Raw genomic sequence first — 12,435 nt, 5'->3', positions numbered from 1 at the left:
GCGGCCGCTGATCGGGCTCGCCTCAAAGCGCAGCGCGATAGCGCCGGCTGCCGCGCAACACCGCACCGCTGGCGAGCGTGACGGCGAAGTCGCCGCTCTTGTCGGTCTCGACGCTGCGCACCGCGGCGCGTCGGACGAGCCGGCCGCGGTGGATACGCGCGAAGCCCGGGCCTAGCCGCTCGGCCAATGCCGCGAGCGTCGAGCGGTGCAGCAGCGTCCTGCCGTCGCCGACGATCTCGACATAGTTTCCGGCGGCCGATGCTGACTCGATCGCGGTCACGGGCACGCGGTGGGTGACGCTGCCGTCCGTCACGAGAAGCACATCGGCCTCGCCATTCACCGCCGGCATTGGCGCGGGATGCGCGAGCAGCCACTGCGCGAAGGCGAGGAACAGGGCCGCGAGCAGATAGGTCGCGACGTCCTTGCGATATTCGTAAAGCAGAGTCATCGGCCAGGATTCGAAGCCATAGCGCTCGCCCGCCACTGCATAAGCGAGCTTGCGCAGGGCGACCATCGCTACGACGTGCGCGAACGAGACCGGCACCGTGGCAAGGGCGTGGAGAAGCACCGCGACGGGCCAGCCGAAGCGTGGCGGACGCAGCCGCGCGACGAGCCAGCCGAGCACCGGCAGCAGCGCCAGCCAGACCGCCAGGCTGCTCAGCTGCCATGTCCAGACATGGGCACGGCTCTCGACCACGCCGAGATTGGCCATGTCCTCGAGCGTCGATTCGACGTTGGCGACCGACTGGACCGCAAGGAACGCGATCAGCCCGGCGGCGAGCCACAGTATCCGGCGCCGGCGCAGCGGCTCGCCGCTCGTCCCGCCTTCGCCGCCGTTGGTCCCTGCCCCGATTTCGCCCATCCCAGCCTTTCCGCCGCTTCTCCCATCTCGATACCGGCCCGCACCGCGTATCGCTAGCCGGATGCGCATTCGTGACGGGAGGCAATGCGTATGGAACGGCATTACGGGATAGACTGGCTGCGGATCGGGGCGTTCGCGCTGCTGATCCTCTATCATATCGGGATGTTTTTCGTGCCATGGGGCTGGCATGTGAAGACGGCGCAACCGCTCGACTGGGTGCAACTGCCGATGTTGGCGACCAATGCGTGGCGCCTGCCGTTGCTGTTCACCGTATCGGGCTTCGCCACTGCCGCATTGCTCGGCAAATCCACGGGGCCGGCGAGCTTCCTGCGCGACCGGACGGCGCGGCTGGTCCTCCCGACGCTGTTCGCCGCAATGCTGATCATCCCGCCCCAGCCCTGGATCGAGCTGATGACGCAACATGGCTATGCCGGCAGCTTCTGGCATTTCTGGGTTGGCGATTATTTCCGCTTCGGGACGCTCGACGGAATCGTGCTGCCGACATGGCAGCATCTCTGGTTCGTCGTATATCTCTGGGCATACACGCTCGTGCTGGTCGCGATCCTGGCGCTGACGCCGGCTGCGGCTCGGGCAAGCTTCGCGCGCTTTGCCGACGATCTGCTCGGCGGGCCGGGGCTGCTGCTGGTGCCGCTCGCCTGGCTCGCGGTGCACATGGCGATCAGCGGGCCACGCGCCGAGCCGAACCACGCCCTGATCGGCGATTGGACGGCGCATCGCATGTATTTCCCCGCTTTCGTCTTCGGTTTCTTCCTCGCCGATGCGCCGCGGACATGGGCCGCGATCCGGCGCTGGTGGCGAGTCGCGGGCGTGCTCGCGGTCCTCGGCTTTGTCGTGGTCGCGGGGATCCTCCTGCTGTGGCTGGCGGGGAGCGTCCCCGACACGCAACTTCGCCTGCCCTTCGCCGCGGGACGGCTGATCCTGGGCTGGTGCACGATCGTCGCGCTGATCGGAATCGCCGATCGCTGGTGGAACTGCGACCATCGCTGGCGGCGGACGCTCACCGAAGCGGTGTTCCCCTTCTACCTCATCCACCAGACGATCATCGTCATGCTCGGCTGGTATCTGTTGCGCTTCGCACTGCCGGCGGGAATCGAGTTCGTCGCGTTGCTGGGGGCAACGATCACCGGGTGCTGGCTGTTCTATCTCGGCGGCCGCCGGATTGGTTGGTTGCGCCCGCTGATCGGTTTGCGGCGGCTGGCGTCACGACCGCGATCTGCTACGGCAGCACCCTCGATTTCGGGAGTGCCGTGATGCGCCTCTTGCCTCTCTTGCTCGGAGTTCTTCTCATGCCGCTGGCGGCCCAGGCCCAGGACAAGCCCAAATGGACGCTCGTCATTCATGGCGGCGCCGGGATCATCGAAAAGGGCCGTGTTACTCCCGAGCAGGAGACGGGGATCGCTGCCGGGCTCAATGCCGCGCTTGATGCCGGCTCGAAGGTGTTGGCCGGCGGCGGCTCGTCGCTCGATGCCGTACAGGCCGCGGTGCAGGTGCTCGAGGACGATCCGAATTTCAATGCCGGGCGCGGCGCAGTGTTCACCTGGGACGCCAAGAACGAACTCGATGCGGCGATCATGGACGGGCGCAACCGCGCTGCCGGATCGGTCGCGGGCGTCACCACCACCCGCCACCCGGTCGCCGCCGCGCGCGCCGTGATGGAGAAGAGCCCGCACGTGATGCTGTCGGGCGCAGGCGCCGACCAGTTCGCGCGCGAGCAGGGGCTCGAGCAAGTCGACAACGAATGGTTCGCGACCCCCGAGCGCCGGAAACAGCTCGACAAGATGAAGGCCAACGACAAGCTCGGCTGGTTCGACGTGGATCTGAAATACGGCACCGTGGGCGCGGTGGCGATGGACGCTGAGGGCCATGTCGCCGCCGCGACGTCGACCGGAGGGCTGACCGGCAAGCGCTGGGGCCGGATCGGCGACGCACCGATCATCGGCGCCGGCACCTATGCCGACGATCGCGCTTGCGCGGTCTCGGCGACTGGTGCCGGCGAGTTCTTCATCCGCGTGGGTGTGGCGCACGAGATCTGTTCGGAAATGCGGCACGCGGTGCGTACGGAGCCCGACGACTGCCCTCCATATGCCGGGCCGCCTCTCCAGGATCCCGGTACATATAACCTTATTTGCGAGCGGCTGGTCGTTCCGGATCAAAGAACGGCACAGGGGATCGTTGATCGGGTGATGGGCGATGTTAAGAGCCTGGGCGGAAGCGGAGGGGTGATTTTCGTCACGCCCAGTGGGATCGGCGGGTGGACCTTCAACACTCCGGGCATGTATCGCGGCAAGGCCTCTTCCAATGGCGACCGGCTGGTCGCATTCTACGGTGACGACAAGTGAAGCGATTTCTGATCCTGCTCGCCGCGATTCTCGGTTTCGGCGCGACCATCTCGCCTGCGCAGGCTTATTGGGAATATGGCCACGAGACCGTCGCCGCGATCGCCTATCGCAACGTCACGCCGGCTGTACGCGTCGAGATCGGCAAGCTTCTCAAGCACCAGGCGCTGCTCGAAACGCCGACCTGTCCGGCACGCACGATCGAGCAGGCCAGCGTCTGGCCCGATTGCATCAAGGAACTCGGCGCGCGCTTCAGCTATGCCTATAACTGGCACTATCAGAACGTGAATATCTGCAAGGACTTCACGCTCAAGGGCAATTGCCCCGACGGCAATTGCGTCTCGGCGCAGATCGAGCGCGCCACCAAGCTGCTCAAGGATCGCAGCGTGCCGGTGCGCGAGCGGGTGATGGCGCTGGCCTTTCTCGTCCATTTCGTCGGCGACTTGCACCAGCCGCTCCATGCCGGCGACCGCGGCGATCTCGGCGGCAACCGCGCCAAATCGACCTACGGCATCTATTCGACCGAGAAGCTCAACCTTCACAGCATCTGGGACGGTCTGCTAGCCGAGCGCGCAATCTCGACTCCGCCTTCGCTGGTCCGGCTCTATTCGGCCGAGGAGCGTGCAGCCGTGAACGGCGGCAGCGTCGAGGACTGGAGCCGCGACAGCTGGCAGGTGGCCCGCGACGTTGCCTATGCCAGCGCTTATGGCGATCCGTGCGGACCGGTTCCCGAACGGGCCAGACTGGACGAGGCGACGATCGAGAAGCTTGTCAAGCCCGCGCGCCAGCAACTGGTCAAGGGCGGGCTCCGGCTGGCGCGACTGCTCGACGAGGCTTTGGGCTGAGCGTCAGTCCGGGTCAGCCGCGAGCATAGCTTTCGAGGAAGCCGCAACGTTGGCAGCGCCATGTACTGATTTCGAGCCGTTTGCCGGTCGACCGTACGCCGAACCAGGTTTTGCGCGGAACGCCTGCCAGCCAGCTGCTGACGTTTTGCACGCCGCCGCGTTCGGCGGCAACGAATCCCTCCGCCATCGCACTCTGGCATTTGGGGCAGATATTGGCGCGCATCATGGCACCGCTCTCAGCGGCCGCTTCTGGCTGGTGGGCATTCCGGTCATTTTTTCTCTCCCTCCGGTTTCGGCGGACGCCCGCGCTTGGCACGGACCGGCTCCGCCAGCTTCACCCCACGACGCCCCAGCGCCTCGCGCAGGAGGCATTCGACCTGCGCGTTGACGCTGCGCAGGTCGGCCGCCGCGCAGCGCTCGATCGCCGCATAGAGCGCGGGATCGAGACGCAATGGAAATGCCTTTTTGGGGGGTGCCGACACGCGCGCTTCCTATTGGTACAGCGAACCCGCATTGACCACGGGCTGGGTGTCGCGCTCGCCGCACAGCACCACCATCAGGTTAGAAACCATCGCGGCGCGGCGTTCGTCGTCGAGCTCGACGACATTCTTCTCCGAAAGCAGCGCCAGCGCCATCTCGACCATGCCGACCGCGCCTTCGACCAGAGTCGTGCGCGCCGCGACCACTGCCTGCGCCTGCTGGCGCCGCAGCATCGCCCCGGCGATCTCCTGCGCATAGGCCAAGTGGGTAAAGCCGCATTCGTCGACGGTGATCCCCGCCACCGTCAGCCGGGCGATCAGCTCGGTACGCAGTTCGCCGCCCACCTGATCGTGATTGCCGCGCAGGGTGATTTCCTGGTGCTCGAAATCGTCATACGGATAACGCGAGCCGATCGTGCGCACCGCAGCCTCGATCTGGACCATCACGAACGCCTTGTAATCGTCGACATCGAACAGCGCCTGGGCGGTATCGGTGACCCGCCACACCACTTGCGCCGCCATCTCGATGGGATTGCCGCGCAGATCGTTGACCTTGATCCGATCCGAGATGATGTTGTTCGAACGGACCGACACCTTCTTCTTGAGCATCCACGGCCAGGTCCAGCGCAGCCCCGAGGTACGATCGGTGCCGCGATAGTCGCCGAACAGCAGGACCACCGCCGCCTGGTTGGGCTGGAGCAGATAGAAGCCGGCGATGACGAACAGGAAAAGCGTGCACGGCAGCACCAGGGTCAACACCACCCATGCATCGGCGATGCGGTCGATCTGGCTGACTGCCCCGACCACCGCTGCGATCGGCAGCAGCAGCACGACCAGCATGCCATAGCCGCTCATGGTGTGCGCCGCGCGCTCGCTACTCTGCCGCAGCGCAGAGCTTGCGCTCCGAATGTCCGTCATCATTGCCTCCCATTATTGTGATATCACATTTATATCTAAATAGGCGACCTTGCAAGCCCAATCGGCAGACATGCGAACGCCGCCGATCCGCGAGGATCGACGGCGTCGTGGCATGCAGGGAATGTCCCACTCCGTTCGTGCCGAGCTTGTCGAAGCACCGTCCTCCCTCAAGAAGAAGAACCGCCCTTCGACGAGCTCAGTGCGAACGGAAGAGAGTGGCTCTATCTCCCCCGAACCCGCGTCAGTTGATGACGATGGTCACTGCGCGGCGGTTCTGCGCCCAGCTGCCTTCGTCCGAGCCCAACGCCAGCGGGCGCTCCTTGCCGTAGCTGATCGTCGTGATCCGCGTCGCCGAGACGCCGCGTGCCGCGAGATAATTCTTCGCGGCATTGGCGCGGCGATCGCCGAGGCCGAGATTATATTCGCGGGTGCCGCGTTCGTCGGCATGGCCCTCGAGCGTGATTCGCGTCTCGGGATGCGCGACGAGCCAGCTCGCCTGGCTGCCGAGGATCGAACGCGCTTCCGAATCGATGTCGTACTGGTCGAGCGCGAAATGCACGGTGTCGCTGGTGACCTCGCGCTTGAACTGCTCGTTCAGGCGCCCGGCGAGCGTGTCGCTGCTCTCGCCGCTGCTGCCATCGCTGGGCGGCGCTATCTCGGTCGGGGTCGGCGGCAGCTCGGGGGGGCGCTTCTTCGCGCAGCCCGCGGTGGCGACAAGCGCCAGGCCCAGGACCAGGCTGGTCGTCATCTTGGACATCATATTCCTCCTACTAGTCGTAACGAAAACGTTTCACGGGCGAATCGGTCCCCAGCTCGGATCCGAGCCGTCGAGCGGCGTCGGGATTTTCCGCGCATTGACGCCCGTCAGATCGACCGACCACAGATCGGGCCGGCCCGATCCCTGTGCGGCGCGGAAGAACATCAGCACGCGGCCATTGGGCGACCAGCTCGGCGCCTCGTCACCCCAAGCGCTGGTCAGCAATTTCTCGCCGCCGCCGCTCGAATTCATCACGCCGATGCGGAACGCGCCGCCGCCGGTGCGCGTGAACGCGATCAGATCGCCACGCGGACTCCATACCGGAGTCGCATAGCGGCCACCGCCGAAACTGATCCTTTTCTGGTTCGATCCGTCGGCATTCATCACGTAAAGCTGCTGGGTGCCGCCGCGGTCGCTCTCGAACACGATCTTCGATCCGTCGGGCGAATAGCTGCCGCCGGTGTCGATGCCGGGCACGTTGGTGAGCCGCTGCGGCTGCCCGCCGCTCGTGCCGATCCGATAGATGTCGGTATTGCCCGCCACCGACATCGAAAACAGGATCGAGCGCCCGTCGGGCGAGAAATGCGGCGCGAAATTCTGGCTGACATTGTCGACCAGCCGGCGGTTGGTCCGCGCGCTCATGTCGTAGATCCAGATCGACGGGCGCCGATTCTCGTAGCTCATATAGACGATCGCGTTCTGCTTCGGCGACATCCGGGGAGTGAGTACGATATTCTGGCCGTTGGTCAGGAAGCGATGGTTGGCGCCATCCTGGTCCATGATCGCGATCTGCTTGCGGCGCTTCCCCTTGGGACCCGTCTCGGCGACATAGACGATCTGGCTGTCGAAATAGGGGCCCTCGCCGGTGAGCCGGGCGTAGATCGAATCGGCGCATTTATGCCCGGCGCGGCGCCAATCGCCAGGGGAGACGACGAAGCCCTGGCGGACCAATTCGGTCTGCGCGGCGAGATCGTAGAGATAGCAGCCGATCGTCAGCGTGCCGTTGCCGTTGGCGCGGACATAGCCCTGGACCAAAGCCTGGCCCCCGCTCCATCCCGCATAATTGGGCTGGGCGACTTCCGAATAGGCGATGCCGCGCGTCGCGCCGGGCCCCGCGGTCTTGAACAGGCCGGTGTTGCGCAGATCGTCGTCGACGATCTGGGCGAGCTTGCGGCCGAGTTCGTCGGTCGATCCGGCCGGGGTCGAGGCCACCGCCGAAGTGGGCATCGCGGGAATGAGGATCGGCAGCGGCGCCGACATGCCGCCTTCGACATCGACGACGAGTCCGCCCGACTGGTCGTCCTGCGCCGGCGGCGTCACCTGCGCGTGCGCGACACCCACGGAGGCGGCCATCAGCCCGGCCAGCGCGATTTTGAAGCTTCGCATGATCTCGTTCCTCAACTCTTGAGTCGGTATCGAAGGGTGAAACTCTTCCAGCCATTGGGCACTTCGTACAGCTCGGCGGGGAGCCCGCGCAAAGGCGAGCAACCGGCGAAGATCGCGCGAACGGCATCGTCGACGCGCTCGACATAGCGCTTATTGGCATCGTCGACGCCAATATGATCGATGATCCGTGGCGCCCCGGCGAGCGAGCCGTCGCGGTTGATGCGCAGATTCACCACCACGCGGATCTGGTCGGCGCCCGGGCCGGGATTGACCTGCCGATCGGCACAGGGCTGCACCTGCCGCTGAATCGCCGAGCCGATATTGGCCGCAGCCTGTGTCGACATCTTCGCGGCGGGAGGCGTGGTCGCTGTGCCATCGTTACGATTGTTGGTGCGACCGAGATCCAGCCCGTCGAGATTGCCAGTCGGGCGCACCGGCCGGCGCGAATTCGACGCGGGCGCAGAAGCCGCAGGCTTGGCCGGCGCTGCGGGCTTGGCCGCCGGCTTACTGGGTGCAGGCTTGGCGGGAAGCGCGGGCTTGGGTTTTGCCGCGGGTGCCGGCGCAGGCTTGGGCGGCGCCGGCTGCGGCTTCGCCACCGGCTCGGGTTCGGGCTCGGCGACCGGCTCGGGCGGCGCGCTCTCGGGCTCGACGGGCGCCTCGACCGGCGACTTCTTCGCCGCCTCGGCTTCGCTGCTGATCACCGGGGCGGCGCTTTCCAGCGCGACATCCTCGGCGAAAGAGACCGCGATCGGCGTGCTGACCAGCATTTCCGGCTTGGGCGCCAGGCCGACCGAGAGCAGCTTGAACAACGCCACATGCAAAGCCGCCGCAACGGCGAGTCCGCCCATTTCGGAGCGAGTCAGCGCCATGACGTCACTTGCTCGTTGCGTTGGTCAGCAGCGAGACGCGATTGAGTCCCGCGCGGTTGAGCTCGCCCATCACGCGCATGACCTTGCCGTAGCCGAGCCCCTGATCGGCGCGCAGATAGATTTGCGGTGGTTTCCCGTCGCCCCCCTTCCGCGCCGCAACTTGCGCCAGCATCGCCGGCAGGCCGGCATCGTCGACCGGCTCGTCGTCGACGAAGATCTGGCCCTTGTCGTCGATCGCGAGCTGGACCGGCTTGTCTTCCTGATCGAGCGCCTTGGCGCGGCTGTCGGGCAGGTTCACCGGCACGCCGGCCGTGAGCAACGGCGCGGTGACCATGAAGATGATCAGCAGCACCAGCATCACGTCTACCAAAGGCGTGACGTTGATCTCGGCCATCGGCGCCCGGCGCCCGCGGCTCTTGCCCGAAGGGAGATGCATGGCCATGCTTTAGGCCTCCATCTCCAGGCGGCGGCTGAGCGTCGCGTGGAACCCGTCGGCGAAGCGGTTCAGCCGCTGCTCGACGCGATTAACCGAATGGCTGTAGCGATTATAGGCAATCACCGCGGGGATCGCGGCGAACAGCCCGATCGCCGTGGCGAACAGCGCCTCTGCGATGCCCGGCGCGACCACCGCCAGCGACGAATTCTGCTCGGCGGCGATACTGGTGAAGCTGCGCATGATCCCCCAGACGGTGCCGAACAGCCCGACGAACGGCGCGACCGCGCCGACCGTGGCGAGGAAGTTGAGCCGATCGGCGAGACGATCGACTTCCTGCGCGACCGTGGCGCCCATCGCCGTGGCGAGGCGCTCGCGGGTGCCTTCGCGGTCGATAGACTTGCCGGTGGTCGAGCGCCGCCATTCGGTGACGCCTGCGGAGAATATCCGCGCGATCGGCTGGTCGCGGCTGGCGGCGCGGCGGTGGAATTCGTCGATGTCGTCGGCCTCGCGATATTCGGTCTCGAAGCTGGTGATGCCCTTGTTGACGGTGCTGACGCGGAAGCCGAAGCTGAGGATGATCGCCCAGGTCCACAGGCTCGCGAGCAGCAGGCCGATCATCACGCCGCGAACCACCCAGTCCGCCTGGAGGAACAAGGCAACGGGCGACATGGTCGCGGCGGCGGTATTCAGAAACAACATATGGAGCTCAGTTTCCCTTCCATAGCAACGGCTCGAACGCCGCCACCCATTGCGCCGGCTGGCGCCGCGGCCGACCCGCCGGGGAGACGAACGCCGCCTCGACTTCACCTGTCGCCACGATTGTTTGCACCCGCATGACTCGTTGCTGAATGGTCACCGCGGCGGCGCGCATCGATACAAGCCGGCTGATCACGATCAGTTCCTCGCCGAACCGCGCCGGAGCCCGGAACTCCAGGCGCACATTGCGCAGCGCATAGGCGCCTTCGCCGCTCTCGAACGTTGCGCGCTGATCGACGCCGACGGCGAGCAGCATGTCCGAACGGGCGCGCTCGAGGTAGCGCAGGTAATTGGCGTGATAGACCACACCGGTCAGGTCGGTGTCCTCGAAATAGACGCGCAAGCCGAAATGGTGCTCGAGGCCCTCGAAGCGGCCGATGGCGGAGAGCGCGTGCATGAACGGGCCTTAACCAAGGCTCGGACTCGGGGAAACCCCTGCCCTCAGTCGAACAGCGCTTCCTGCGCGGTGGGCGGCGGATTGAGCCCGAGATGCTTCCAGCCCGCGGCGTTGAGGCAGCGCCCGCGCGCCGTCCGCGCGATCATGCCGATCTGGATGAGGTACGGCTCGATCACTTCCTCGATCGTGTCGCGCGGCTCGGAAAGCCCGGCGGCGAGCGTCTCGACGCCGACCGGGCCGCCGCGGTAGATATCGGCGATCATCATCAGATAGCGCCGATCCATATTGTCTAGCCCAAGCGCGTCGACTTCGAGCCTCGTCAACGCGGCATCGGCAACCTTGGCATGGACGGTCGCTTCGCCGGCCACCGTGGCGAAATCGCGCACCCGCCGCAGCAGCCGTCCGGCGATGCGCGGGGTGCCGCGCGCGCGCCGGGCGATCTCGTGCGCCCCGTCGGTGGCGACATGCAAATCGAGCAAGGTTGCTGCGCGAGCGACGACGCGCTCGAGTTCCTCGACGGTGTAGAATTGCAGCCGCACCGGAATCCCGAAGCGATCGCGCAATGGGGTGGTCAGCAGCCCCTGTCGGGTGGTCGCGCCGACGAGCGTGAAGCGCGGCAAGTCGATCCGTACCGAACGTGCCGACGGCCCCTCGCCGATCATCAGGTCCAGCGCGCGGTCCTCCATCGCCGGATAGAGCACTTCCTCGACGGCGGGATTGAGCCGGTGGATCTCGTCGATGAACAGCACGTCGCCGTCCTCGAGATTGGTGAGCAATGCCGCGAGATCGCCCGACTTGGCGATCACCGGGCCCGAGGTCGAGCGGAACCCCACGCCCATCTCGCGCGCGATGATCTGCGCGAGCGTGGTCTTGCCGAGCCCCGGCGGGCCGAAAAAGAGGACATGGTCCAGCGCCTCGCCGCGCTGCTTCGCCGCCTGGATGAAGATGCGCAGATTCTCGCGCGCGGCGCGCTGGCCGACGAACTCGTCGAGCGTCTTCGGGCGCAGCGCCGCGTCCACGTCCTCGGGCTTGCGCGTAGGGGCCAGGAAGCGGTCGGCGTCGGTCACTTCGCCGCCTTGCGCAGCGCCAGCCGCACCAATGCGTCGAGCGTCGCGCCCGCGCCGAGTTCGTCATTGGCGGCGCCGACCGCGTTGCTCGCCTCGGCGGGCCTGAAGCCGAGGTTGAGCAGCGCCGACACCGCATCCGACGCGGCGCTTCCCGCGGGCACCGGCGCGCCGGTGCCGCCGCCGAGCGCCATGCCGCCGGCCTTGTCCTTGAGCTCGTTGACGATGCGCTGGGCGAGCTTGGGACCTACGCCGTTCGCCCGCGCGATCATCGCCGAATCGGCGCGGGCGACGGCGGTGCGGAGTTCCTCGGGCGCGAGGATCGAGAGGATCGCCAGCGCGACCTTGGCGCCGACGCCCTGGACATGGGTGAGCAGCTTGAACCAGTCGCGTTCGTCGGCGGTGGCAAAGCCCATCAGCCGGATGAAATCCTCGGCGACGAGCATCTCGGTATGGATCGTCACCGGATCGCCGGTGATGCCGAGCTTGTCGAGCGTCTTGGCCGAGGCGCCGACCAGATAGCCGACGCCGTTCACGTCGATCACCGCACTGTCCGAACTCGTCGAGACGAGAATGCCCTTGAGATGCGCGATCATGCGTGGCGGGTCCGACATCCAACCATCTGGTTGGTTGACTCGCTTGACTCGATTCGCAGGTTTGCGGGCTTGCTTGACTCGGTCCGCTGCGTTTCGTGCGCGGCCGCGGCAGCACGGCGGAAATCCGAAAGAGTCATGTCCGGTACATAAGCAGAACGCGCACTTGTAGGAAAGCGAAATCAGGTGCGGAGGCGGCGGGCGCTCGCGATGTGATGGGCATGGCAGATCGCCACGGCGAGCGCATCGCCCGCGTCCGCGCCGTCGATCTTCACGCCGGGCAGCAGCCGCGCGACCATCGCGTGGACCTGCGCCTTTTCGGCGGCGCCGGTGCCGACCACGGCCTTCTTGACCAACCGAGCGGCATATTCGCCGACATCTAGCCCCGCGCGCGCGGCGGCGCAGATCACCACCCCGCGCGCCTGGCCGAGCTTGAGCGTCGATTGCGGATTGGAATTGACGAACACTTCCTCGACCGCAGCGGCCTGCGGCGCATGATCGACGATCAGCCCGGCGAGCATCGCGTCAAGATGCGCAAGCCGGCGGGCCAGCGGTGCCTGCGGATCGGTCTTGAACTTGCCGTTGGCGAGGTGGCTGAGCCGATTGCCCTCGGCGCGGATGATCCCCCAGCCGGTGGTGCCGAGCCCAGGATCGAGGCCGAGGATGATCAAATTCCCTCTCCCATTGGGAGAGGGAGAGAGCCGCGGAGCGGCGGA

16 protein-coding genes are annotated in these 12,435 nt (G+C 66.5%); 3 read left to right on the top strand and 13 right to left on the bottom strand.

Annotation, left to right across the window (positions count from 1 at the left end; translation table 11 throughout):
* Nucleotides 1-22: 22 nt before the first annotated feature.
* Entirely contained in the window at nt 23-862 is an 840-nt protein-coding gene (locus tag E5A73_RS21770; protein WP_240700186.1) for a LytTR family DNA-binding domain-containing protein, read from the bottom strand.
* 90 nt (nt 863-952) lie between these two features.
* On the opposite strand from E5A73_RS21770, the gene E5A73_RS14100 reads away from it, so the two are divergent.
* The 3 genes from E5A73_RS14100 to E5A73_RS14090 are packed head-to-tail and all read left to right on the top strand — an operon-like array spanning nt 953 to nt 4,064.
* Entirely contained in the window at nt 953-2,134 is a 1,182-nt protein-coding gene (locus tag E5A73_RS14100) for an acyltransferase family protein (protein ID WP_135964476.1), read from the top strand.
* 35 nt (nt 2,135-2,169) lie between these two features.
* Nucleotides 2,170-3,222 carry an isoaspartyl peptidase/L-asparaginase family protein gene (locus E5A73_RS14095; protein ID WP_240700185.1) on the top strand — a complete coding sequence of 351 codons (1,053 nt, stop codon included), beginning with the start codon at nt 2,170-2,172 and terminating at the stop codon, nt 3,220-3,222.
* A complete protein-coding gene (locus E5A73_RS14090; RefSeq protein WP_135964474.1) occupies nt 3,219-4,064 on the top strand; it encodes a S1/P1 nuclease in 846 nt (281 codons plus the stop codon). Before E5A73_RS14095 ends, E5A73_RS14090 begins: the two co-directional genes overlap by 4 nt.
* A gap of 13 nt (nt 4,065-4,077) precedes the next feature.
* Here E5A73_RS14090 and E5A73_RS14085 read toward each other — a convergent pair whose 3' ends face one another.
* The 12 genes from E5A73_RS14085 to ruvC all read right to left on the bottom strand — a co-directional run bounded on the left by E5A73_RS14085 (nt 4,078) and on the right by ruvC (nt 12,390).
* On the bottom strand, nt 4,078-4,290 hold the full coding sequence (locus tag E5A73_RS14085; protein WP_135964473.1) for a PF20097 family protein: 213 nt from the start codon (nt 4,288-4,290) through the stop codon (nt 4,078-4,080).
* A 43-nt stretch (nt 4,291-4,333) separates the two neighbouring features.
* On the bottom strand, nt 4,334-4,546 hold the full coding sequence (locus E5A73_RS14080; RefSeq protein ID WP_135964472.1) for a type II toxin-antitoxin system antitoxin: 213 nt from the start codon (nt 4,544-4,546) through the stop codon (nt 4,334-4,336).
* Nucleotides 4,547-4,555: 9 nt separating this feature from the next.
* Nucleotides 4,556-5,461, bottom strand: a complete 906-nt coding sequence (locus E5A73_RS14075) for an SPFH domain-containing protein (protein ID WP_135964471.1) — start codon at nt 5,459-5,461, stop codon at nt 4,556-4,558.
* A gap of 241 nt (nt 5,462-5,702) precedes the next feature.
* Nucleotides 5,703-6,218, bottom strand: coding sequence for a peptidoglycan-associated lipoprotein Pal (gene pal, locus E5A73_RS14070; protein WP_135964470.1), 516 nt, complete (start codon nt 6,216-6,218; stop codon nt 5,703-5,705).
* Between the two features lie 33 nt (nt 6,219-6,251).
* Nucleotides 6,252-7,604, bottom strand: a complete 1,353-nt coding sequence (gene tolB, locus E5A73_RS14065; RefSeq protein ID WP_135964469.1) for a Tol-Pal system beta propeller repeat protein TolB — start codon at nt 7,602-7,604, stop codon at nt 6,252-6,254.
* A gap of 11 nt (nt 7,605-7,615) precedes the next feature.
* Entirely contained in the window at nt 7,616-8,473 is an 858-nt protein-coding gene (locus tag E5A73_RS14060) for a cell envelope biogenesis protein TolA (protein ID WP_135964468.1), read from the bottom strand.
* Nucleotides 8,474-8,477: 4 nt separating this feature from the next.
* Nucleotides 8,478-8,915 (bottom strand): protein TolR, encoded by a 438-nt coding sequence (tolR, locus tag E5A73_RS14055; protein WP_135964467.1) that lies wholly within the window; start codon nt 8,913-8,915, stop codon nt 8,478-8,480.
* Between the two features lie 3 nt (nt 8,916-8,918).
* Nucleotides 8,919-9,608: a protein TolQ gene (gene tolQ / locus E5A73_RS14050; protein WP_135964466.1), complete on the bottom strand. Its 690-nt coding sequence runs from the start codon at nt 9,606-9,608 to the stop codon at nt 8,919-8,921.
* A 7-nt stretch (nt 9,609-9,615) separates the two neighbouring features.
* Nucleotides 9,616-10,062, bottom strand: coding sequence for a YbgC/FadM family acyl-CoA thioesterase (locus E5A73_RS14045; RefSeq protein ID WP_135964465.1), 447 nt, complete (start codon nt 10,060-10,062; stop codon nt 9,616-9,618).
* A gap of 44 nt (nt 10,063-10,106) precedes the next feature.
* Entirely contained in the window at nt 10,107-11,129 is a 1,023-nt protein-coding gene (ruvB, locus tag E5A73_RS14040) for a Holliday junction branch migration DNA helicase RuvB (RefSeq protein ID WP_135964464.1), read from the bottom strand.
* Nucleotides 11,126-11,722 (bottom strand): Holliday junction branch migration protein RuvA, encoded by a 597-nt coding sequence (gene ruvA / locus E5A73_RS14035; RefSeq protein WP_135964626.1) that lies wholly within the window; start codon nt 11,720-11,722, stop codon nt 11,126-11,128. The genes ruvB and ruvA overlap by 4 nt, the downstream gene beginning before the upstream one ends.
* A gap of 179 nt (nt 11,723-11,901) precedes the next feature.
* A complete protein-coding gene (ruvC, locus tag E5A73_RS14030; protein WP_135964463.1) occupies nt 11,902-12,390 on the bottom strand; it encodes a crossover junction endodeoxyribonuclease RuvC in 489 nt (162 codons plus the stop codon).
* Between the last annotated feature and the right edge of the window lie 45 nt (nt 12,391-12,435).

It is taken from the genome of Sphingomonas gei (genome assembly GCF_004792685.1).
Taxonomy (GTDB): Bacteria; Pseudomonadota; Alphaproteobacteria; order Sphingomonadales; family Sphingomonadaceae; genus Sphingomonas; species Sphingomonas gei.
This window is presented reverse-complemented; position numbering and strand designations above follow the sequence as displayed.

Excerpts from the sequence above, each read along its gene's own strand:
- E5A73_RS21770 (WP_240700186.1), bottom strand. The coding sequence starts at position 862 with ATGGGCGAAATCGGGGCAGGGACCAACGGCGGCGAAGGCGGGACGAGC.
- E5A73_RS14100 (WP_135964476.1), top strand. The coding sequence starts at position 953 with ATGGAACGGCATTACGGGATAGACTGGCTGCGGATCGGGGCGTTCGCG.
- E5A73_RS14095 (WP_240700185.1), top strand. The coding sequence starts at position 2,170 with ATGCCGCTGGCGGCCCAGGCCCAGGACAAGCCCAAATGGACGCTCGTC.
- E5A73_RS14085 (WP_135964473.1), bottom strand. The coding sequence starts at position 4,290 with ATGATGCGCGCCAATATCTGCCCCAAATGCCAGAGTGCGATGGCGGAG.
- E5A73_RS14075 (WP_135964471.1), bottom strand. The coding sequence starts at position 5,461 with ATGACGGACATTCGGAGCGCAAGCTCTGCGCTGCGGCAGAGTAGCGAG.
- pal (WP_135964470.1), bottom strand. The coding sequence starts at position 6,218 with ATGTCCAAGATGACGACCAGCCTGGTCCTGGGCCTGGCGCTTGTCGCC.
- tolB (WP_135964469.1), bottom strand. The coding sequence starts at position 7,604 with ATGCGAAGCTTCAAAATCGCGCTGGCCGGGCTGATGGCCGCCTCCGTG.
- E5A73_RS14060 (WP_135964468.1), bottom strand. The coding sequence starts at position 8,473 with ATGGCGCTGACTCGCTCCGAAATGGGCGGACTCGCCGTTGCGGCGGCT.
- tolR (WP_135964467.1), bottom strand. The coding sequence starts at position 8,915 with ATGGCCATGCATCTCCCTTCGGGCAAGAGCCGCGGGCGCCGGGCGCCG.
- tolQ (WP_135964466.1), bottom strand. The coding sequence starts at position 9,608 with ATGTTGTTTCTGAATACCGCCGCCGCGACCATGTCGCCCGTTGCCTTG.
- E5A73_RS14045 (WP_135964465.1), bottom strand. The coding sequence starts at position 10,062 with ATGCACGCGCTCTCCGCCATCGGCCGCTTCGAGGGCCTCGAGCACCAT.
- ruvA (WP_135964626.1), bottom strand. The coding sequence starts at position 11,722 with ATGATCGCGCATCTCAAGGGCATTCTCGTCTCGACGAGTTCGGACAGT.